A 21,584-nucleotide genomic window follows, 5' to 3' on the forward strand; every position below is an offset into this window, starting at 1 on the left:
GAGCACTCCTGGGAAGAATCCGCGGAGGTTGTCGATCTCCGGCCGGGTCGTTCGTACAGGGGGTGAGCAGCCGGTACCGTGCCGGCCGCCCAACCCGAGGAGGCAACCGTGCCGCAGTACCTGCTCAGCCTGATCCAGCCCGACGGCCCGATGCCCGCGCCCGAGGTCCTCGGCCCGATCATGCGGGACGTGGCCGCGGTGACCGAGCGGATGCGTGCCGCCGGCGCCTGGGTCTTCTCCGCCGGCCTGCACCCCGCGGAGACCGCGACCGTGGTGCGGCCCGCAGGCGAGGACTTCCTGGTCACCGACGGCCCCTACGTGGAGGCCAAGGAGCACGTCGGCGGCTTCACGATCGTGGAGGCCGAGGACCTCGACGCGGCGCTGTCCTGGGGCCGCGAGGTCGCCCGGGCGACGACCCTGCCGGTGGAGGTCCGGCCGGTCGCGAGCCCGGGCGTCTGACGCGGTGCCCGACGTCCGCACGCCCGACGTGGAGGCGGTCTTCCGCGAGTCCTACGGGCGCGCGGTCGCCATCCTCACCCGCCTCCTCGGCGACATCGACGCCGCCGAGGAGGCGGTGCAGGACGCCTTCCTCACTGCCGTGCAGCGCTGGCCGGTCGACGGCGTGCCGCCCAGCCCGGCCGGGTGGATCGTCACCACCGCTCGCAACCGGGCCATCGACCGGCTGCGCCGCGAGTCGACCCGCACCGACCGGTACCGCGCGGCGGCCCTGCTCGCCGACCCCGGACCCCCGCCCGGGGAGGGCGCCGTGCGCGACGACCGGCTGCGCATGCTGTTCACCTGCTGCCACCCCGCCCTGGCGCCGGCCACCCGTGTGGCGCTGACGCTGCGGCTGGTGGGCGGCCTGTCGACCGCGGAGATCGCGCACGCGTTCCTGGTGCCGGAGGCGACGATGGCCCAGCGCCTGGTGCGGGCCAAGACCAAGATCCGCGACGCCCGCATCCCCTACCGGGTGCCGGCCGAGGCCGACCTGCCCGACCGGCTGGCCGGCGTCCTGGCGGTCGTCTACCTCGTCTACGCGGAGGGGCACACCGCGTCGGCCGGGGACCGCCTGGTGCGCACCGACCTGTGCGCGGAGGCGGTCCGACTGGCCCGCGAGCTGGCCGGGCTGATGCCCGACGAGCCCGAGGTGCTCGGCCTGCTGGCGCTCGTCCTGTTGAGCGAGTCGCGCCGGGCGGCCCGGGTCGCACCGGACGGGTCGCTGCTGCCGCTGCCCGAGCAGGACCGCTCCCGGTGGGACGCCGCCCTGATCGCGGAGGGGCAGGAACTGGTGCGGCGCTGCCTGCGGCGCGGCGCACCCGGGCCCTACCAGGTGCAGGCGGCGATCCAGGCGGTGCACAGCGACGCCCCGACCGCCGCGGACACCGACTGGGCGCAGGTGCTCGCGCTGTACGACCACCTGCTGGCGCTGACCCCGAGCCCGGTGGTGGCGCTCAACCGCGCGGTCGCGGTGGCCGAGGTGCACGGCCCCGCGGCGGCGCTGGCGCTGGTCGACGGGCTCGACCTGCCGCGCTCGCACCTGCTGCCTGCCGTCCGGGCGGACCTGCTGCGCCGGCTGGGCCGCGACGCGGAGGCGGCGGAGGCGTACGACGACGCGCTCGCGCTGGCCGGGAACGCCCGCGAGCGGGCCTTCCTGGAGCGCCGGCGGGCCGAGGTCGCGGGCGGCTGAACCCCCTCCCCTGGCGACCGGGTGTCCCCGGGACGCTCGTGCTCTGCCCACCACCGTGGGCAGAGCACGAGCCACGGCGAGGGCACTGCCTCAGTCCCAGGAGCGGCGCTGCTTCTTGAGCTGCCCGCGCTGCTTCTTGGCCTGGATCCGCCGCTCCTGCGACCCGCGCGTGGGCCGGGTGCGCCGGCGGGCCGCGGGCGGTGGGGCCAGCGCCGCGCGCAGGACGGCGGCCAGCCGCTCGCGCGCGGCCTGCCGGTTGCGGAGCTGCTGCCGGTGCTCGCTGGCGGCCACGGTCAGGACGCCGTCCACCAGCCGGCCGGCCAGGCGCTCGACCAGCCGCTGCCGCTGGGCGTCGGTCAGGCCGGGGAGCTCGAGCGGCGCGACCCACAGCTCCACCCGCGAGTCGGCGGTGTTGACGCCCTGACCGCCCGGGCCCGACGAGCGGGAGAACCGCCAGTGCAACGCGGCCGCGGGCACGACGAGCGAGCCGCTGACCGGCAGGTCCGCGGCGGCGTCGTCGGTGGTCGGCACGCGGCCAGTGTGGCCGAGGGACCTCAGGCGGCGGCGGGCACCGGGTCGGGGCCACCGGCCGCGCCGGGCCGGCAGCGCACCAGCCGGCGCAGGGTGAGCCAGCAGCCGCGGCCGGCGCCGTGCCGCTCCAGGGCCTGGACGGCGTAGGCCGAGCAGGTCGGCTCGAAGCGGCAGCACGGTGGGCGCCGGGGGCTGACCTCGCGCTGGTAGACCCGGACGGCGGCCACCAGCCGGTCCCGCACCCGGGTCCCGCGCCGCCCGGTGCCGGTGGCGTGCACGTGCCGCACCGTCGTCGGCACGAGGAACAGCCCGTCGATGCCGCAGCCGATCGCGTTGGCCAGGCAGCACCCGGTGTTGAGGAACAGCAGGTCGCGCAGGCACGAGCCGTCCCGGTCGTGGCCGCGGCGCGGCCCGTAGCCGTACCCGGGGCCGTAGCCGTACCGCGGCCCGTACCTCCGGCCGTACCCCGGACCGTGCCGGCGCCGCCGCGGGCCCCAGCCGCTGCTCCAGATGAAGACCATGCGCCCGATCCTCGGGGTGGGCGGCGGACACCGCAGGCCGAGCGCGGCGGGCACCATCAGGGCATGCCCGACTTCCCCCTCGCCACCGCTCTGGCCGCCGGGCCGGTGGTCCTCGACGGCGGACTGGCCACCCAGCTGGAGGCGCAGGGGCACGACCTGTCCTCGGAGCTGTGGTCGTCGCGGCTGCTGCACGACGCACCCGAGGCGGTCGTCGCCGCGCACGCCGCCTTCGCCGCAGCCGGCGCCCAGGTGGCGACGACGGCCAGCTACCAGGTGTCGGTGGAGGGGCTCGCCGCTGCCGGGCTGGACGCGACGGAGGCCCGGCGGCTCGTCGTCCGCTCGGTCCACCTGGCCGAGCGCGGCGCCCCCGACGCGTGGATCGCCGGGTCTGTCGGGCCCTACGGCGCGGCCCTCGCGGACGGGTCGGAGTACACCGGCGCCTACGCCGACGAGATCGGCGTCGACCGGCTCCGGCAGTGGCACCGGCCGCGCATGGAGTGGCTGGCCGAGGCCGGGGCCGACGTCCTGGCCTGCGAGACGGTGCCCGCCGCCGCCGAGGCCGAGGCACTGCTGGAGGAGGCCGACATGCTGGGCATGCCGGTCTGGCTGTCGCTCACCACGGTGCTGGACAGCGACGGCGTCGTGCGCACGAGGCGCGGCGAGCCGGCCGGGGAGGTGTTCGCGATGGCACGCGACCTCGATGCCGTGGTCGCCGTCGGCGTCAACTGCACCGACCCGGACGGCGTCCTGGCGGCGGTGACCGCCGCCGGGGTCGCCGGCAGACCCGTCGTCGTCTACCCGAACAGCGGCGAGCGCTGGGACGCCGCCGGCCGCCGCTGGACCGGTACCGCCGGTCTCTCCCCGCATAACGCCCTGACCTGGGTGCATGCCGGCGCTCGCCTCGTCGGCGGCTGCTGCCGGGTGGGGCCTCGCTCGATCGGCGCGCTCGCGGCTGCGCTGCGGCCCGCGCCGTCCGGGGAACCGGTTGGCCCGCACAACGGCCATTGACCCCCCGTAGTGCACAACTGGAGCGTGTCCACAGACCCGCCCGGCCGGGTGGGCGTCCCCCCACGGACGGATCCCCATGCGACGAGCACTGCTCACCGGCTCCGCGGCCACCGCCGTGGTGGTCGGGACCCTCACCCCCGCACTGGCCGAGTCCGACGGGCGACGCTGCTCCCCGACCCGCGGCAACGTGCCGGTGTGCTCGACGGACGGCTCGGCCGCCACCGCGACGTTCCTCGACCCGACCGCCACGGTCAGCGGGGCCCGGCACATCGGGCTCGGCGCGCAGACCTACGTCGGCCCGTTCGCCCAGCTGTTCGCCACCCGGCACGCGCCCATCACCATCGGCGCGGCGTCCAACGCGCAGGACAACGTCACGGTCGACGCGCGCGGTGGCGAGGGCATCGAGGTCGGCGACGAGGTCATCCTGGCGCACGGCTCCTCCGTGATCGGGACGGCCAGCGTCGGCACCGGGTCCCGCCCGCTGCCGCAGGCCGTGGTCGACGCGGGCGTCGACACCAAGGGCGGCTCGGTCTTCCTCTCCTTCGGCGCGCAGGTCGACGGCGCCACGGTCGAGGTCGACTCCGGGGTCTCGGCCCTGGCCCGGGTCGCCCCCGGCGTCACGCTGCCCAGCGGCTTCCTGGTGCTGCCCGGCAAGAACGTGACCACCGACGCCGAGGCCGGCGACCCGGCCCTGGGCAAGGTCCGCTACCTCAACCAGGGCGACGTCGACTTCAACGAGGGCGTCCTCCACGTCAACGAGTCGCTGGCCCGCGAGTACACCGAGCTGTACCTCGAGGACCCGGAGGCCGTGCACGGCGCCCACGTGGACCCGGGCGGCAGCGAGTTCAACCCCGACCGCGACCTGCCGAGCTTCGCCGGCCGGGAGCAGGCGCAGCCGGACTTCCGCAACCGCGTCATCGGCGACGTCGACCTGGCGGACACCTACGCCCGCTTCGCGGAGCGCACCGGGGAGCGGATCGCCATCCGCGCCGACGAGGGAGAGCCGTTCGTGGTCGGTTCCGTCGACGAGATGGGCGACGACGTGGTCTTCCACGCCCTGGAGCACACCGACCTCCACGTCGGCGACGGCGTCCGCTACGGCGCCGGGGTGGTCGTGCACGGGGGCGGTCGGGTCGTCGTCGAGGGCCAGCCCGACGAGCAGACCGTCGTGGGCGACGACGTGACGCTGGGCGACGAATCGGTCGTCTTCCGCAGCACGATCGGGAACGACGCGACCATCGGGGAGCGCAGCGCGGTCGTCGGGACCGAGCTGCCCGCCGGCGCCGTCGTCCCGCCGGACACGATCGTCCTCAACGGTCAGGTCTTCGGCTCCGTCGAGTGGTGACCCCGCTCCTCCGTCCGCTGCGCCCGGCGGCCGCGCTCCTCGCGCTGGCCGCCGGGCTCACCGGCTGCTCGTCCGGCGGCGAGGCCGAGACCGCGCTCGGCGCCGCGGCGGCACCGTCCTCGGCGACCGTGGCCGGACCGGCCCCGGTGCTGGCGTCGGCGACCACGACCGACGACGTCGACACGGCCGCCGGCACCTGGTCGACCACCTGGGAGGCGTGCTTCGAGCCGCTGCCCGGCGAGGAGGACCTCGAGCGCTGGGAGGTCCAGACGCTGACCTCGGAGGGGACCTCCCCCCAGATCGAGCAGCTCGACGACGGGTGCATCGAGCTGCAGGTCGCCCAGGGCATCGGCACCACGCCGGGGGACGACCCCGCCCGCCTGGCGGCCCTGTCCGACGCGGCGCGGCTGACCTACCAGGTCCGCGGGGTGCGGGCCGACGGTTCGGTCACGCCGTGGAGCGCGTCCGTGGCCGCCGGCAGCGTCGGCTGAGCGGAGCCCCGGGCGCGGCTACCGCACCCGGGGCCGGCCCCGTCCCGCGCCCCGCCCCGAGCCTGCGAAGGGTGGGGAGGACGGGGTCCTGCATCAGAGGATCGGCTTGCCGCCGGTGACCGCGACCCGGGCGCCGGAGACGTAGGACGCCTCGTCGCTGGCCAGCAGCACGTACACCGGCGCGAGCTCGGCAGGCTGGCCGGCCCGGCCCAGCGGCACCTGCTGGCCGAAGCTCTCCACCTTCTCCTCCGGCATGGTCGCCGGGATCAGCGGCGTCCAGATCGGGCCCGGGGCCACGCTGTTGGCCCGGATGCCCTTCTCCGCCAGCATCTGCGCGAGGCTGGCGGAGAAGTTGGCGATGCCGGCCTTGGTCATCGCGTAGGCGATCAGGTTCGGGCTGGGGTTGTCGGAGTTCACCGACGAGGAGTTGATGATCGAGGCCCCCGGCTGCATGTGCGGGATCGCGTCCTTGGTCAGCGTGAACATCGCCGTCAGGTTCACCGCCAGGGTGTGGTCCCACTCCTCGTCGGAGATCTCGTCGAGCGAGTCGTGGCTCATCTGGAACGCGGCGTTGTTGACCAGGACGTCGACCTTGCCGAACTCCTCGACGGCCTTGGGGATGATCGTCTTCTGGTGGGCGCGGTCGGCGAGGTCACCGGGGACGAGCACGCACTTCCGGCCGGCCTCCTCGACGTACTTCGCGGTGTCCTTGGCGTCCTCGTGCTCGTTCAGGTACGAGATCAGGACGTCGGCGCCCTCGCGGGCGAAGGCGATGGCGACGGCTCGGCCGATGCCGCTGTCACCGCCGGTGATGACCGCCGCCTTGCCGGTCAGCCGGCCGGAGCCGCGGTAGCTCTCCTCGCCGTGGTCGGGCTTGGGGTCCATCTCCCCCAGCGTGCCGGGGACCTGTTGCTGCTGGGCGGGCTGGGACTCGGGACGGGGCTCGGACACGGTCGTCCTCCTGCGGTCTGGGTGGGTCGGGCGGGCTGGGCCGGGTGCCTGGTCTCGGCGTCGCGGTCGCCCTACCCCCGCCGTCGGCAACAGAACCGGCGCGGGTCGGGCCGGGCACGTCACGGGAAGAGGAGGGCCGTCGGGCACGCTGTCTCCCACGATGACCGCGACCGCCGCCCCTCCCCTCCTCGACGACCCCGGCGACCTCTCCGCGCTCCGGGCGCTCGGTGCCGACCCCGACGAGCTGTTCAGCACCTTCGCCGCCTGGGCGGAGGGCAACGGCACGACGCTGTACCCGGCGCAGGAGGAGGCGCTGATCGAGTTGGTCAGCGGTGCCAACGTCGTCCTGGCCACGCCGACCGGCTCGGGCAAGTCGCTGGTGGCCACCGGCGCGCAGTACGCCGCGCTGGCCGCGGGACGGCGCAGCTGGTACACCGCGCCCATCAAGGCGCTGGTCAGCGAGAAGTTCTTCGCGCTGTGCGGCGTCTTCGGCGCGGAGAACGTCGGCATGCTCACCGGCGACGCCGCGGTCAACCGGGACGCCCCGATCATCGCCTGCACCGCCGAGGTGCTCGCCAACATCGCCCTGCGCGAGGGCGCGGACGCCGACATCGGCCTCGTGGTCATGGACGAGTTCCACTTCTACGGCGACCCCGACCGCGGCTGGGCCTGGCAGGTGCCGCTGCTGGAGCTGCCGAAGGCGCAGTTCCTGCTGATGAGCGCCACGCTGGGCGACGTCACCTTCTTGCGCGAGGACCTCACCCGCCGCACCGGCCGGCCCACCGCGCTGGTGGCCAACGCCGAGCGGCCGGTGCCCCTGCACCACTACTACGCGACCACGCCGATGCACGAGACGATCCAGGAGCTGCTGGACACCCGGCAGGCGCCGGTCTACGTCGTCCACTTCACCCAGGCCTCGGCGCTGGAGCGCGCGCAGGCGCTGATGAGCGTCAACGTGTGCACCAAGGAGGAGAAGGCCGCGATCGCCGAGACGATCGGCGGCTTCCGGTTCACCACCTCCTTCGGGACGACGCTGTCGCGGCTGGTGCGCCACGGCATCGGCGTCCACCACGCCGGGATGCTGCCCAAGTACCGGCGGCTGGTGGAGCAGCTGGCGCAGGCCGGTCTGCTCAAGGTCATCTGCGGCACCGACACCCTCGGCGTCGGCATCAACGTGCCCATCCGCACCGTCGTGTTCTCCGCGCTGTCCAAGTACGACGGCACCCGCACCCGGCTGCTCCAGGTGCGCGAGTTCCACCAGATCGCCGGCCGGGCGGGGCGCGCCGGCTACGACACAGCGGGCACCGTCGTCGTCCAGGCCCCCGAGCACGAGGTGGAGAACCTCAAGCAGTTCGCGAAGGTCTCCGACGACCCGAAGAAGCGCCGCAAGCTCGTGCGCAAGAAGGCGCCCGAGGGCATGGTGCCGTGGAGCGAGGCGACCATGCAGCGGCTGATCGAGTCCGAGCCGGAGAAGCTGACCAGCCACATGCGGGTCACCACAGCGATGGTCCTCGACGTGGTCGACCGGCCCGGCGACCCGTTCGTCGCGATGCGCCGGCTGCTCACCGACAACCACGAGCCGCGCAAGCGGCAGCTGCGGCTGATCCGCGAGGCGATCGGCATCGCGCGGTCGCTGCTGCAGGCCGGCGTCCTGGAGCGGCTGCCCGAGCCGGAGCCGGACGGACGGCGCTACGACCTGACGCTGGACCTGCCGCCGGACTTCGCGCTCAACCAGCCGCTGTCGACCTTCGCCCTGGCCGCGATCGACCTGCTCGACCCGGAGTCGGAGACCTACGCACTGGACGTGGTCAGCGTCATCGAGGCCACCCTCGACGACCCGCGGCAGATCCTGGCCGCGCAGCTGAACAAGGCCAAGGGCGAGGCGGTGGCCCAGATGAAGGCCGAGGGGATCGAGTACGAGGAGCGCATGGAGCTGCTCGAGGACATCTCCCACCCCAAGCCGCTGGAGGAGCTGCTGGAGCACGCGCTGGAGGTCTACACCCGCTCGAACCCGTGGGCGGCCGATGCGCACCTCTCGCCGAAGTCCGTCGTCCGCGACGTGTGGGAGAACGCCTACACCTTCCGCGAGCTGGTCAACACCTACGGGCTGACCCGCGCGGAGGGCGCGGTGCTGCGCTATCTCTCCGACGCCTACAAGGCGTTGCGCTCCGGCGTCCCCGCCGCCGCCCGCACCGACGAGGTGACCGACCTCGTCGAGTGGCTCGGCGAGCTGGTCCGCCAGGTCGACTCCTCGCTCCTCGACGAGTGGGAGCAGCTGACCAGCCCGGACCAGCCGCTGGACGCGCCGGTCGCCGTGCCGACCCGCCCGCGCCCGCTCACCGGCAACGAGCGGGCGTTCACCGCGATGGTGCGCAACCAGCTGTTCCGCCGGGTCGAGCTGTTCGCCCGCCGCCGGTGGTACGACCTCGGGGAGCTCGACCGCGGCTCCGGGTGGGACGCCGACCGGTGGGGCGAGGTGGTGCAGGCCTACTTCGCCGAGCACGCCGAGCTCGGCACCGGCGCCGACGCCCGCGGCCCGGCCCTGCTCATCTGGGACAAGCAGCCCGGCGTCTGGCGGGTCCGGCAGATCCTCGACGACCCGGCCGGCGACCACGACTGGGGCTTCGACGTCGAGGTCGACCTCGAGGCCTCCGACGAGGAGGGGGCCGTCGTGATGCGCGTCGTCGACGCGGGCCGGAAGTAGAAGGACCCCCTTGCCCCCCGCCACTCGCAGGCTCGCGGCGGGCCCCTGCAAGGGGGCCGCCGTCCTGCCGACGTCTGTCGACCTCGGGGTCGCCGCACGCGACACGGGTGGACACGCCGTGCGGAGCGGCACGGGTCGACACCGGAGCAGGGGTCGGGCGGGGCTGGACGGCGACGTGGACGGCCTGGGTCGGCGCAGGTCACGGCCCTCGCCGGACCGCCGCACGGTTTAACCGAAGTCTTGCCTTCTCCTGGGCTGCCGCTCGGCATCGCCCGCCTAAGGTCGAGGACGCAGATACCGAGGTGAGGTGGACGACGCGTTCCGGCTCTCGTCGACACCGCCGGCTCGAGGGAGGCTCCCGTGGACCTTCGCATCGTGGCGCTCACCCTCATCGTGCGGGACGCCATGCTGAGGACGCTGCTGGCCAACTACGCCCGGCTCCTGGAGGCGGACGGCGCTGCGGAGGGCCGGACGGCGTCCTGCTTCGCCTCCGTGAGGTGGACGGTCGACGAGCGCAGCTCCGCCCCTGTCGGGTCCGAGCTCCTGACCCTCCAGGTCCACGCCGCCCGGGACGACTCCGGTTCCCTCGCGCAGCTCGACCAGGTCCTGCAGCGGCTGCGCGCGGCCCTGACGACCGTCGGACCGAACCCGTGCATCACCGCCCGGTGCCTGACGACGTCGGGAGCGGTTCCGGACAGCCGCTTCGGCACGGTCGTCAGGACCAGCACGTGGCGGATCGCGCCCGTGTCGACCGAGCCGGAGACCGCGGCCCCCCTCCGCACCGTGCCGTGGCGGGTGTGGAGCGAGCCGGACGGATCCGGCCTCCGCGCGCTCGGCGTCGGTGGGCTCAGCCTGAACTGACCCAGCCCGGGCCGGTCGTCGAGGTCCGGCGCGGTCCGGGAGCACCGCCATGCCCAGCGCACCGCGAACAGGACCGTGGCGACGACGGCGGTCAGCCCGGCCCGGCCGATGACCCGCGTGCGCACCGGACTCCCCCAGGGCCCGGTCGCCTGCGGGCGTGGCACCCTCAGGGGCGATGACCAGATGACCGTCCTGGAGATGTTCGCGGTCGCCGTGGCGGGCCTGGCCGCGGGCGGCATCAACGCCGTCGTCGGCTCGGGCACGCTGGTGACCTTCCCGGTGCTGCTCGCCGTCGGCCTGCCGCCGGTGACCGCGACGATCAGCAACTCCCTCGGCCTGGTGCCGGGCAACCTCGCCGGCTCGCTGGGCTACCGGCGTGAGCTCGCCGGGCAGCGCCGACTGCTGCTGCGGCTGCTGCCCGCCTCGGTGCTCGGCGCGCTGACCGGCGCGTTCCTGCTGCTGCACCTGCCGGCGAGCAGCTTCGAGGCGATCGTGCCGGTGCTGGTCGGGCTGGCCGTCGTCCTCGTCGCCGTCCAGCCGCTGGTGGGGCGGGCCCTGGCGCGCCGGCGCGCCGAGGACGAGCCGCCGCCGGGGATCGGCCCCGGCCGGCTGGCCGCGCTCTTCGCCGGCGCCTACGCCACCGGCAGCTACGGCGGCTACTTCGCGGCGAGCCAGGGTGTGCTGCAGATCGGCGTCTTCGGGTTGCTGCTGCACGAGTCCCTGCAGCGGCTCAACGCGATCAAGAACGTGCTCACGCTGGCGGTCAACGGCGTCGCCGCCGGGGCCTACATCGTGGTGGCGACCGACCGCGTCGACTGGCGCGCGGCCGGGCTGGTGGCGGCCGGGTCGCTGCTCGGCGGGTACGTCGGCGCCCGGTTCGGCCGCCGACTCCCGTCCGCCGTGCTGCGCGCCGCCATCGTCGTCCTCGGCTGCGTCGCGATCGCCGTGCTGCTGACCCGGTGACCCCGTCGGACCGGCCGGTGTCGGAGCCGTCCGAGCCGGACGGCAAGCTTGACCCATGACCGGGAGTGCAGCCGAACGCTTCGACCAGGCCCTGGCCGCCTCGTCGGCCGACCTGGCCGGCCCCGAACTGCTGCCCTCGCGGTTGGCGCGGGCCTGCGCCGCCGCGCTGCGTGTCGACGGAGCCGCGTTGAGCCTGCACGTGGGCTTGCTGCGGACGCCGATCGGCGCCAGCGACGCGCAGACCGCGCACGCCGAGCGCCTGCAGTTCACCGTGGGTGACGGCCCCTGCCTGCGCGCGCAGGACAACGGCACGGTGATCGCCTTCTCCCTCGAGGACATCGCGCGCAACTGGCCGGAGCTGTGGGCCTCGCTGCTCCACGAGACGACCTACCGCGGCGTGCTCTCGGTGCCGCTGCCCCCGCCGATGGGGCCGCTGGTGGTGCTGGACCTCTACGTGCGCGACCTCGCGCAGCTGACCTCGCTCGACCGCGGTGACCTGCAGGACGTCGCCCGGGTGACTACTCAGGAGCTGGCGGTCGCGGTGACCGGCCCGGAGTTCCCGGACGACGGCAGCAACTGGATGGACGGCCCGCACGCGCAGCGGCGGGCCAACGTCTGGCAGGCCATGGGCCTGGTCGGCATCTCCTTCGGCCTGGACGCCACCGATGCCATCGCCGCGATGCGCGCCTCGGCGATCGCCGCGGGCCGGGTGGTGGACGACGTCGCCGCGGACATCATCGCCGGCCGCCTGGTGCCGGCGGACCTGCGGGCGGCCCCGGACCGCGACGGCTACGGCGGGTGACCCCTGCGGACTTCGCCCTGCTCGTGCTGGCCGGCGTCGGCGGGGGGTTGACCGGCAGCATCGCGGGCCTGGCCTCGCTGGTCAGCTACCCGGCGCTGCTCGCGGCCGGCCTGCCGCCGGTGGCGGCGAACGTGACCAACACCGTCGCCCTGGTGCTCAACGGCGTGGGGTCGGTGAGCGCCTCCGGGCCGGAGCTGCGCGGACAGGGACGGCGGCTGCTGCGGCTCACGGGCGGTGCGGTGCTGGGCGGCGCGGCCGGTGCGGCCCTGCTCCTGCTCACGCCGTCGGACGCCTTCGAGCGGATCGTGCCCTGGCTGATCGGCGGGGCGGCCCTGGCGCTGCTGGTGCAGCGGCCGCCGCGGGAACTGGCCGCGCGGGGGGCCGCCGCGCACCCGACGCACCGGGACCCGTGGTGGCTGCCGCTGGCCGTCGCCGCGATCGCCGTCTACGGCGGCTACTTCGGTGCCGCGGCCGGCGTGATGCTGCTGGCGCTGTTCCTGCTGTCGACCGGCGAGGGCCTGGCGGTCGGCAACGCGCTGCGCAACGTGGTGCTGCTCGCGGCCAACCTCACCGCCTCGATCGGCTTCGTGGTGTTCGCGCCGGTCGCCTGGTCGGCCGCGCTCCCGCTGGCGATCGGCCTGTTCGTGGGCGGGCGCCTCGGTCCGCGGGTGGTGCGCCGCGCGCCCCAGGTCCTGTTGCGCCGGCTGATCGCCCTCGCCGGGATCGGCCTGGCGGTGTACCTCGCCGTGGAGGCCTACGCCTGAGGGAGGACCACCCGTCCCCACACCTCGTGAGAGTCCTCGTCCCCCCACCCTTCGCAGGCTCGGGGTGGGACCCGGGACGCCGGCCGGCTCAGTTGCTGACGTAGGCGGCCAGGAAGAGGACGAACGCGCTGGCCAGCAGGAGCAGCCTGGCCGGGGTGAGGCCGTTGATGAGGTTGGCCGTCGCCTCGACCCAGGCCGGCCGGACACCGGCCTCCCGCGCCCCGCGGCGCACCAGACGGACCTCGTCGGCCAGCAGGGCCCCGGCGGCGCCGAGCATGCCGAGCCCGACCGTGAGGAAGACCAGCGCCAGGCGCTCCCGGAACGCCTCGGCGACCCCGCCGAGCAGCAGCACGACGACCAGCCCGGCGAGCAGGCCGACCACCGCCCCGGCGACGGGCGCCCACGGGCCCATCCGGGTCAGCGGGAACGGGACGCGGGCGCCGATCCGGGGACGGCGGGGAGCCGGACCGGTCGGCTGGGCGCCCTCCGGTGCCGCGGTGGGACCGGCGGCCGGCTGCGGCGGCGCCGGCGGCACCCCGACCGGGATCGGGCCGGTCGCCGTCGCGGCGGGTGGTACCGGGCCGGACGGGACCGGTTCCGAGGGCACGGGACCCGAGGGAGACGCGCCTGCGGGCGTGGCACCTGCGGGCGTGGCGCCTGGCGGTGTGGCGCCGGACGAGATGGCACCGGACGGTGTCGCACCGGCGGGCGGGCCCGCGGGCAGCTCGGTGGTCACGGGGGACGACGGGGTGCGGGGTGCCTCGGACATCGCCGCCCACGCTAGGCGGCGGGGCCGACGGGGACAGGGAGGCGGTCCGGGTGTCGGCCGCTGGACGGCTCGACAGGGTCCCTGGTCCTGGGCCGTCCGGACTACACCAGATGTCTCATGGAGACGAAACCTCCCCGTAACACAGACTTCATGCATCACACCGGATCGGCGGCACACCGTGGTGCCGTCGGCACAGCCGGTCGAGCGTGCGGGGGAACCCATGGTCCCGACCCAGCCCGAGCGGGTCCCTCCCGGACACCTGAGCGCGATGAGCCGCGCCGGTCCAGCCCGATGCGGACTCCCCCGACCGCGCAGTCCGGCCCCGTGTATCAGTCGCGCAGCCGCCGCCTCCGTCTGAGTGCGAGCTCTTGCCCACTTCCCCGTAGTCCCGGTTCCCACGAGCAGCCCCGTGCGCTGCGACCCCTGAGGAGACCGTAGTGACCGTCATCTCCGTCCCGCAGGCCTTCAACGAGGACGACCTGTACGTGGACGTGGCGTCGATCTTCGACGTCCCGCTGTACCTCAAGTGCGAGGGCTTCAACTTCGCCGGCTCGATCAAGCTCAAGGCCGCCACCGAGATGGTCGAGGCAGCCGAGCGGGACGGCGTCCTGACGCCTGACTCCGTGCTGATCGAGTCCTCGTCGGGCAACCTCGGCGTCGCGCTGGCCATGATCGCGGCCAGCCGCGGCTACCGCTTCCTGTGCGTGACCGACCCGCGCTGCAACCTGTCGACCCGGCGGCTGATGGAGGCGCTGGGCAGCCAGGTCCACATCGTCACCGAGCCTGACCCGGTGGGCGGTTTCCTGGGCGCCCGGATCGACTACGTCGAGGCGATGTGCGCCTCCGACAGCCGCTTCGTCTGGCTGAACCAGTACCGCAACCCGGGCAACTGGCGGGCCCACCTCAAGCGGACCGCACCGGCGATCGCCCGTGACTTCCCCGACCTCGACGTGCTGTTCGTGGGCGCTGGCACCACCGGGACCCTCATGGGCTGTGCGCGCTTCTTCCGCGAGTGGCACCGTCCGGTGCACGTCGTCGCGGTGGACGCCGTCGGGTCGGTGACCTTCGGCGGACCGCAGTCGCGGCGGATGATCCCCGGGCTGGGCAGCGGGGTCCGTCCCGCGCTGCTCGACGAGTCCTACATCGACGAGGTGGTGCTGGTCGAGGAGGCCGACACCCTCCACGCCTGCCACCGGCTGGCCCACCGCGGCTTCCTCTTCGGCGGCTCCACCGGCACCGTGGTCAGCGGCGCGAAGAGCTGGCTGGACCGCAACGGCAGGCCGGGCATCACCGCGGTGGCCATCGCCCCCGACCTGGGCGAGCGCTACCTGGACACCGTCTACCAGACCAACTGGCTCGAGGACCTCTTCGGGAAGGACGTGCTGGACTCGGTCCGGGCGGCCCACCCGTTCCCGGAGAGCCTGTCGCGGCCGAGCGAGGCGGGCGCCGATCCGGGTCACGGCACCCTGGTCACCTCCCGGCCGGACGCCGACGTCGTCCCGCTGCCCCTGCCGCGGTCGGGGAACTGACGTGCTGGGACGCCCCATGGACCTGGTTCCCGCCGGGTCGGCCGGCCCCACGCCGGCGGCCGACCCGGTGCTCACCGGCTACGCCGCGGTGCTCGCCGAGGTGCTGCAGGTGAACACCGTCGACCCCGACGCGCACGTGTTCGAGGACCTGGGCGCGGACTCGATGGTCATGGCCCGCTTCTGCGCCCGCGTGCGCAAGCAGGCCGACCTGCCGGCCGTCTCGATCAAGGACGTCTACCAGCACCCCACGGTCCGCGCCCTCGCGACCGCGCTCGCGCCGCCACCGCCCGCACCGGCCGCCGACCCGGTCGCGTCGGGCCTGGCGGAGGTGCTCGCCGAGGTGCTGCAGGTCGACTCCGTGGCACCCGACGCGCACCTCTTCGACGACCTGGGCGCGGACTCCATGGTGATGGCGCGCTTCTGCGCCCGCGTGCGCAAGCGCGACGACCTGCCGGCCGTCTCGATCAAGGACGTCTACCAGCACCCGACGATCAGCAGCCTGGCGGCCGCCCTCGCCCCGGCACCGGCGTCCAGCCTGGTCCAGGACGGGCTGGCGGAGGTGCTGGCGGAGGTGCTGCAGGTCGACACGGTCGCCCCTGACAGCAACTTCTTCGAGGACCTCGGTGCCGACTCCATGGTCATGGCCCGCTTCTGCGCCCGCGTGCGCAAGCGCGACGGCCTGCCCGCGGTCTCGATCAAGGACGTCTACGCGAACCCGACGGTCCGCGGGCTCGCGTCGGCGTTCGCAGCCGATGAGGCGGGTCCGGCGGCGCCGGACCCTGCCGCGGGGAACGCCCCCGTGTCGACCGAGGTGGCGCACCGGGCCAGCAGCCGGGAGTACGCCCTGACCGGAGCATTGCAGCTGCTGATCTTCATCGGCTACACCTACGTCACTGGCCTGGTCTTCCTGTGGAGCTTCGACTGGATCACCGCCGGCGCATCCCTGGTCGACGACTACCTGCGGTCGGTGGTGGCCGGTGGCACGACCTTCGTGGTCATCTGCACCTTGCCGATCCTGGTCAAGTGGACGCTCATCGGCCGGTGGAAGCCCCGCCAGATCCCCCTGTGGAGCCCCGGCTACGTGCGCTTCTGGTTCGTCAGGACCATGGTCATGGCCAATCCGCTGGTCCTGTTCGCCGGGTCACCGGTCTACAACCTCTACCTCCGGGCGCTGGGCGCGAAGGTCGGCCGCGGTGCCGTGGTCTTCACCCGGCACGCCCCCGTGTGCAGTGACCTGATCTCCATCGGCGCCGGCGCGGTCGTCCGCAAGGACAGCTACCTCAACGGCTACCGGGCGTACGCCGGGTGGATCCAGATAGGCCCGGTCACCATCGGGGAGAACGCCTTCGTCGGCGACAGGGCCGTGCTGGACATCGGCAGCTCGGTCGGCGACGGGGCACAGCTGGGCCACGCCTCCGCGCTCCACGCCGGGCAGTCCGTCCCCGCTGGCGAGCGCTGGCACGGGTCCCCGGCGCAGCCCACCACGTCGGACTACCAGCGGATCGAACCGGCCGACTGCAGCACTTGGCGACGAGCCGCCTACGGCGCGGCGCAGCTGCTGACCGCCCTGCTCGTGTACCTGCCGGTGATGTTCGGCGGTGTGGTCACGGTGATCGGCACGGTGCCGCAACTGGCCGCGCTGCTCGAGCCGGGGCCGGCGGCCCTGAGGTCAGCGACGTTCTGGGAGTTCGCGCTGGTCCTGTCCCTGGTCGTCTTCTTCGGCGGCATCCTCGTCCGCTTCCTGTTCGTCGTGGCCGCCTCCTGGGTGCTCGCACCCTTCCTCAAGCCGGACAAGGTCTATCCCCTGTACGGCTTCGCCTACTCGGTCCACCGGGCGATGCAGCACTACACCAACAGCAAGTTCTTCATCACGCTCACCGGTGACACGTCCTACATCGTCGGTTACCTGCGCAGCATCGGGTACAAGCTGGCCCCCGTCGTGCAGACCGGGTCGAACTTCGGCATGGAGGTCAAGCACGAGGTCCCGCAGCTGACCTCGGTCGGCCGGGGCACCGTCGTCGCCAGTGGCCTGTCGACACTCAACGCCACCTACTCGAGCACGTCGTTCTCGGTGACCCGGGCCTCCATCGGGGCGAACAGCTTCCTCGGCAACGACATCATCTACCCCGCCGGGGCCAGGACCGGCGACGACTGCTTGCTCGCGAGCAAGGTGCTGGTCCCGATCGACGGGCCCGTCCGGGAGGGGGTCGGCCTCCTCGGGGCACCCGCCTTCGAGATCCCCCGCACGGTCGAGCGGGACAGCAAGTTCATGCGGATGGCCCACGACGAGGACTTCCCGCGCCGCCTGGCCGCCAAGAACCGGTACAACCTGGGCACGATCGGGCTGTTCCTGCTCGCACGCTGGGTGTACTCCTTCGTCCTCACCGTGGTCTCCATGACCGCCCTCGACGGCCTTGCGGAGCTCGGTGCGTGGGCGATCGCCCTGTCCACGCTCGGCCTGCTGCTCTTCAGCGTCGTCTACTTCTGCAGCCTCGAGCGCACCGCCACCCGGTTCCTCGGCACAGGACCCCTGTACTGCTCCATCTACGAGATCGACTTCTGGCAGCGGGAACGCTTCTTCAAGTTCAACGCGCGGATCGGTGTGCACCGGCTCGCCGCCGGTACCCCGTTCGCGGCCCTGCTCTGGCGGATCGTGGGCCTCCGGCTCGGCAAGCGGCTGTTCGACGACGGACACGTCATGGCCGAGAAGACGCTCGTGACGATCGGCGACGACGTCACCCTCAACGCCGGCTCGTACATCCAGGTCCATACGCAGGAGGACTACGCCTTCAAGTCCGACGCGACCACTGTCGGCTCCGGCGTCACCTTCGGGGTCGGCGCCATGGCGCACTACGGCGTGGTCATCGGGGACGACGTCGTCGTGGAGGCCGACTCCTTCGTCATGAAGGGCGAGGAGGTCCCGTCCGGTGCTCGGTGGGGCGGGAACCCGGCCGTCGAACTGGCCGGGCCTCCCCCGCCCCTCCCCGCGCCGGCCCCGCGCGAAGACGACCAGCTCACCACCCAGTCCCAGGAGGACGTCATGGACCTGTTCCGGGGGAATGGCACGTCCAGCCCGTCCCCGGCCATCCCGATCCCGCGCAGGAGTGGCCGGCACCGCGCCACCCAGCGCCACCTGGCGGGGTCCCGGTGACCGCCGTCGACACGGCGACGGACGCCGGCCGGGTGTTCTGGGAGCAGGTGCTCTCCGCCGGCGGGTCGACGACGATCCCGCGGTGGACCCCGGCGCCCGTGCCGGGGTCGGCCGACCTGGAGGTCACCCTCACCGACTCCAGCCGGGTCGCGTTGCGCAAGCTGGCCGACCGGCTCGCGGTGCCGTTGGGGTCGGTGTTGCTGGCCGCGCACGCCCGGGTGCTGTCCGCGCTCTCCGGCGAGACCGAGGTGGTGACCGGCTACATCGCCGGGAACGGTGACCGGCCCCTGCCGTGCCGGATCTCGACGGACGCCGGCTCGTGGCGGGAACTGGTGCGGCGCACCGCGGCGGTCGAGGCCGGCGTGCTGGCGCACCGGCACACCCCCGTCGAGGAGCTGCGGGCCCAGCTGGGTGCCCGCGGACCGGCCTTCGAGACGGTGTTCGACCCGACCGGCGCAGGCGGCGACCTCCCCCGCGGCATCGTGCTGGGAGTCGCCCGGGCCCACCACGGCGACCGGCTCGCCCTGCGGGTCCGGTACCGCACCGACGTGCTGGACGCCGACGCGGCCGCTCGGGTCGCCGGCTACCACCGCACGGCGCTGGAGCAACTGGCGGCCGACCCGGACGCCGTCCCGGGTGGGGCGAGCCTGTTGTCGGCCGAGGAGCTGCGCCTCCAGCTCGAGGACCTCGGTGGCCCGCGGCGCGCGCTGCCCGACCGTCCCGTGCACGAGCTCTTCGAGGAGCGCGCGGCGCGGCAGCCGGACGCCGTCGCCGTGGTGTGCGGCGACCGGCAGTGGACCTACCGGGAACTCAACGCGCGGGCCAACCGGCTCGGCCGGGCGCTGCTGGCACGCGGCGTGCGACGGGAGGACGTCGTCGCGGTCGTCATGGAGCGCGACCTCGAGTGGGTGGCCACCGTGCTCGCCGTCTACAAGTCCGGTGGGGCGTACCTGCCCCTCGAACCGCACTTCCCGGCCGGCCGGATCGCGACGGCGCTCTCCCGCTCGGAGTGCCGGCTGGTGCTCACCGAGGAGCGCAGCAGCACCACGCTCGACCAGGCCCTCGAGACCCTGCCCGGCATCGAGCGGCTCCTCGTCGACGCGGCCTGGGCAGAGGACCACGCCGACGGTGACCTCGGCGTCCCGGTGGCGCCGGACCAGCTGGCCTACCTGCTGTTCACCTCCGGCTCCACCGGTGAGCCGAAGGGCGTCATGTGCGAGCACGCCGGCCTGCTCAACCACCTGTTCGCCAAGGTCGAGGACCTCGGCATCACCGAGGGCGAGGTCGTGCCGCAGACGGGGCCCCAGTGCTTCGACATCTCGATCTGGCAGATGGTCGCGGGGCTGGTGCTCGGCGGACGGACCCTCGTCGTCCCGCAGGACGTCGTCCTCGACGTCGAGCGGTTCGTCGACACGATCGTCGACGGCCGGGCCGCAGTGGTCCAGGTGGTGCCCTCGTACCTGGAGGTGATCGTCTCCTACCTGGAGCAGCACCCCCGCGAGCTGCCCGACCTGCACACCGTCTGCCCCACCGGGGACTTCCTGAAGAAGGAACTCGTCCAGCGCTGGTTCGGCGTCCAGCCCGGCATCCCGGTGGTCAACACCTACGGGTTGACGGAGACCTCCGACGACGCCGTCCACGAGCTCATGGAGGAGGTCCCGGCCGAGGAGCGGGTGCCCCTCGGCCGGCCGATCATCAACACGCACGTCGACGTCGTCGACGAGCACGGGACCCCGGTCCCGCTGGGTGCGCCCGGGCTGATCGTCTTCTCCGGTGTCTGCGTGGGCCGTGGGTACGTCAACGACCCCGAGCGGACCGCCCGCGTGTTCCGCGACGACCCCAACCGGCCGGGTGAGCGGATCTGCTGGACCGGCGACTACGGCCGCTGGCTGCCGAACGGGAAGCTCGACTTCCTCGGCCGCCGGGACAACCAGGTGAAGATCCGCGGCTTCCGGATCGAGATCGGCGAGGTCGAGAACGCCCTGTTGCGGGTGCCCGGGGTCCGGGACGGCGCCGCGGTGGTCGCCGAGGGGGCCGACCGGACCACGCGCCTGGTGGCCTTCTACTCCGGCCCCGGGCCGATCGGGGACGACGTCCTGCGCGAGCGGCTGGGGACGGCGGTGCCCGACTACATGGTCCCGTCGACCTTCCACTGGCGGGAGGTCCTGCCGCTGACCGCCAACGGCAAGATCGACCGGACGACGCTGACCGCCCTCGCCGGGGAGCTCCTCACCGTGACGCGGGACCACGACGCGCCCGCCACGCCGACCGAGCGGCGAGTGGCCGACGTCTGGTCGACGGTGCTCGGCGTCCCGGCCGACCAGATCGGCCGGCGGGACTCCTTCGCCACCCTCGGCGGGACCTCCCTGTCGGCGGTGAAGCTCGTGGTCGCCCTGGGCCGCGCGGTGTCACTGAAGGAGCTCCAGGCCACACCCCACCTCGCCGCCCTCGCCGCCCTCCTCGACGAGCGCGCGAGCTCCTCCCCCATCCCCTCCCCCCGAGTCCCGGAAGGCAGTGCCCGATGACGTCCCCGTCCCTGCTCGACGTGGAGCTGCGCCCCGGCAGTCCCCCGGTGCTGCGTGCCGGCTTCGCCGGTGACCCTGCCGCCTGGGCCGCCGAGCACCGCGGCGCGCTGCGCGCCGCCGTCCTCGAGCACGGATCGCTGCTGGTGCGCGGCCTGGGCCTGGCCGACGCGGACACGGTCGCCGCCGTGGCCGGACGGCTGACCGACCGGTTGGTCGCCGAGCGGGAGGCCTTCGCACCCCGGCAGCCGCAGCCCGGCGGACTGTTCTCGGCCACACCATGGCCGGCCAACCAGCCGATGTGCATGCACCACGAGCTCAGCTACACGCTCGAAGTACCCGGCCTGATGCTCTTCGCCTGCCTGACCGCACCCACCGCCGGTGGGGCGACGGCGGTCGCCGACGCACCGACGGTGCTGGAAGCGCTCCCGGCGGATCTGGTGGCGAGGTTCGAGCGGGACGGCTGGATGCTCACCCGCAGCTACAACGACGAGATCGGGGCATCCGTCGGGGAGGCCTTCGGCACCGACGACCGGAGCACCGTCGAGGGCTACTGCCGGGCCAACGGGATCGAGTTCGAGTGGCAACCCGACGGTGGCCTGCGGACCCGGCAGCGGCGCAACGCCGTCGTCCGCCACCCCGTCACAGGGGAGCGGTGCTGGTTCAACCAGATCGCCTTCCTCAACCAGTGGACGCTGGCCGAGGAGGTGCGCGAGTACCTGGTGGACGTGTACGGCGAGGACGGGTTGCCGTTCAACACCCGCTTCGGCAACGGCGACCCGATCGGCGAGGACGTCGTGCAGGTCGTCAACGAGGTCTACGAGGCCCACACCGCGCGGAACCCCTGGCAGGCCGGCGACCTGCTGCTGGTCGACAACATCCGCACCGCGCACAGCCGGGAGGCCTACGAGGGCCCCCGCGACGTGCTCGTCGGGATCGCCGACCCGACCCGCCTGGCCGAACACGCGCCGACCGCCTGACACCC

Annotated in this window: 18 protein-coding genes; 14 read left to right on the forward strand and 4 right to left on the reverse strand. The window is 73.9% G+C overall.

Annotated features, from left to right (window positions below):
• Positions 1–108: 108 nt before the first annotated feature.
• Together GOBS_RS28235 and GOBS_RS14940 are read left to right on the forward strand one after the other, a co-directional pair.
• Complete coding sequence (locus GOBS_RS28235; RefSeq protein WP_012949097.1) at positions 109–459, forward strand: YciI family protein; 351 nt, start codon at positions 109–111, stop codon at positions 457–459.
• Positions 460–463: 4 nt separating this feature from the next.
• Positions 464–1,687, forward strand: a complete 1,224-nt coding sequence (locus GOBS_RS14940) for an RNA polymerase sigma factor (RefSeq protein ID WP_012949098.1) — start codon at positions 464–466, stop codon at positions 1,685–1,687.
• Between the two features lie 90 nt (positions 1,688–1,777).
• Here the strand turns inward: GOBS_RS14940 and arfB are convergent, their stop codons facing one another.
• Positions 1,778–2,218 carry an alternative ribosome rescue aminoacyl-tRNA hydrolase ArfB gene (gene arfB / locus GOBS_RS14945; protein WP_012949099.1) on the reverse strand — a complete coding sequence of 147 codons (441 nt, stop codon included), beginning with the start codon at positions 2,216–2,218 and terminating at the stop codon, positions 1,778–1,780.
• A gap of 23 nt (positions 2,219–2,241) precedes the next feature.
• Positions 2,242–2,739 carry a membrane protein insertion efficiency factor YidD gene (gene yidD / locus GOBS_RS26415; RefSeq protein ID WP_012949100.1) on the reverse strand — a complete coding sequence of 166 codons (498 nt, stop codon included), beginning with the start codon at positions 2,737–2,739 and terminating at the stop codon, positions 2,242–2,244.
• 63 nt (positions 2,740–2,802) lie between these two features.
• Between yidD and mmuM the strand changes: the two genes are divergently transcribed.
• The 3 genes from mmuM to GOBS_RS14965 all read left to right on the forward strand — a co-directional run bounded on the left by mmuM (position 2,803) and on the right by GOBS_RS14965 (position 5,583).
• Complete coding sequence (gene mmuM, locus GOBS_RS14955; protein WP_012949101.1) at positions 2,803–3,747, forward strand: homocysteine S-methyltransferase; 945 nt, start codon at positions 2,803–2,805, stop codon at positions 3,745–3,747.
• Positions 3,748–3,823: 76 nt separating this feature from the next.
• Positions 3,824–5,092, forward strand: a complete 1,269-nt coding sequence (locus tag GOBS_RS14960) for an LbetaH domain-containing protein (RefSeq protein ID WP_012949102.1) — start codon at positions 3,824–3,826, stop codon at positions 5,090–5,092.
• Complete coding sequence (locus tag GOBS_RS14965; protein ID WP_012949103.1) at positions 5,089–5,583, forward strand: hypothetical protein; 495 nt, start codon at positions 5,089–5,091, stop codon at positions 5,581–5,583. Before GOBS_RS14960 ends, GOBS_RS14965 begins: the two co-directional genes overlap by 4 nt.
• Positions 5,584–5,676: 93 nt before the next feature.
• Here the strand turns inward: GOBS_RS14965 and GOBS_RS14970 are convergent, their stop codons facing one another.
• The gene (locus GOBS_RS14970; RefSeq protein ID WP_012949104.1) at positions 5,677–6,534 is read right to left on the reverse strand and encodes a glucose 1-dehydrogenase; all 858 of its coding nucleotides are present in this window, start codon (positions 6,532–6,534) and stop codon (positions 5,677–5,679) included.
• Between the two features lie 160 nt (positions 6,535–6,694).
• On the opposite strand from GOBS_RS14970, the gene GOBS_RS14975 reads away from it, so the two are divergent.
• From GOBS_RS14975 to GOBS_RS14995, 5 genes are all read left to right on the forward strand, one after another.
• Positions 6,695–9,238 (forward strand): DEAD/DEAH box helicase, encoded by a 2,544-nt coding sequence (locus tag GOBS_RS14975; protein ID WP_012949105.1) that lies wholly within the window; start codon positions 6,695–6,697, stop codon positions 9,236–9,238.
• Between the two features lie 360 nt (positions 9,239–9,598).
• Positions 9,599–10,099 (forward strand): hypothetical protein, encoded by a 501-nt coding sequence (locus GOBS_RS14980; RefSeq protein ID WP_012949106.1) that lies wholly within the window; start codon positions 9,599–9,601, stop codon positions 10,097–10,099.
• A gap of 183 nt (positions 10,100–10,282) precedes the next feature.
• Positions 10,283–11,062: a sulfite exporter TauE/SafE family protein gene (locus GOBS_RS14985; protein WP_012949107.1), complete on the forward strand. Its 780-nt coding sequence runs from the start codon at positions 10,283–10,285 to the stop codon at positions 11,060–11,062.
• Positions 11,063–11,117: 55 nt separating this feature from the next.
• Positions 11,118–11,864, forward strand: coding sequence for a hypothetical protein (locus GOBS_RS14990; RefSeq protein ID WP_012949108.1), 747 nt, complete (start codon positions 11,118–11,120; stop codon positions 11,862–11,864).
• Positions 11,861–12,628, forward strand: coding sequence for a sulfite exporter TauE/SafE family protein (locus GOBS_RS14995; protein WP_012949109.1), 768 nt, complete (start codon positions 11,861–11,863; stop codon positions 12,626–12,628). Before GOBS_RS14990 ends, GOBS_RS14995 begins: the two co-directional genes overlap by 4 nt.
• A gap of 88 nt (positions 12,629–12,716) precedes the next feature.
• Here GOBS_RS14995 and GOBS_RS15000 read toward each other — a convergent pair whose 3' ends face one another.
• A complete protein-coding gene (locus GOBS_RS15000) occupies positions 12,717–13,235 on the reverse strand; it encodes a hypothetical protein (RefSeq protein ID WP_012949110.1) in 519 nt (172 codons plus the stop codon).
• A 599-nt stretch (positions 13,236–13,834) separates the two neighbouring features.
• Between GOBS_RS15000 and sbnA the strand changes: the two genes are divergently transcribed.
• From sbnA to GOBS_RS15020, 4 genes are read left to right on the forward strand one after another with little or no spacing between them, the layout of a single operon-like run.
• Entirely contained in the window at positions 13,835–14,926 is a 1,092-nt protein-coding gene (gene sbnA / locus GOBS_RS15005; protein ID WP_012949111.1) for a 2,3-diaminopropionate biosynthesis protein SbnA, read from the forward strand.
• A 16-nt stretch (positions 14,927–14,942) separates the two neighbouring features.
• On the forward strand, positions 14,943–18,077 hold the full coding sequence (locus GOBS_RS15010) for a Pls/PosA family non-ribosomal peptide synthetase (RefSeq protein ID WP_012949112.1): 3,135 nt from the start codon (positions 14,943–14,945) through the stop codon (positions 18,075–18,077).
• The gene (locus tag GOBS_RS15015) at positions 18,074–20,602 is read left to right on the forward strand and encodes a non-ribosomal peptide synthetase (protein WP_012949113.1); all 2,529 of its coding nucleotides are present in this window, start codon (positions 18,074–18,076) and stop codon (positions 20,600–20,602) included. The genes GOBS_RS15010 and GOBS_RS15015 overlap by 4 nt, the downstream gene beginning before the upstream one ends.
• Positions 20,599–21,579, forward strand: coding sequence for a TauD/TfdA family dioxygenase (locus tag GOBS_RS15020; protein ID WP_012949114.1), 981 nt, complete (start codon positions 20,599–20,601; stop codon positions 21,577–21,579). The genes GOBS_RS15015 and GOBS_RS15020 overlap by 4 nt, the downstream gene beginning before the upstream one ends.
• The last annotated feature ends 5 nt before the right edge of the window (positions 21,580–21,584 follow it).

The sequence above is a fragment of the Geodermatophilus obscurus DSM 43160 genome, from assembly GCF_000025345.1.
In the GTDB taxonomy this organism is placed as follows: Bacteria; Actinomycetota; Actinomycetes; order Mycobacteriales; family Geodermatophilaceae; genus Geodermatophilus; species Geodermatophilus obscurus.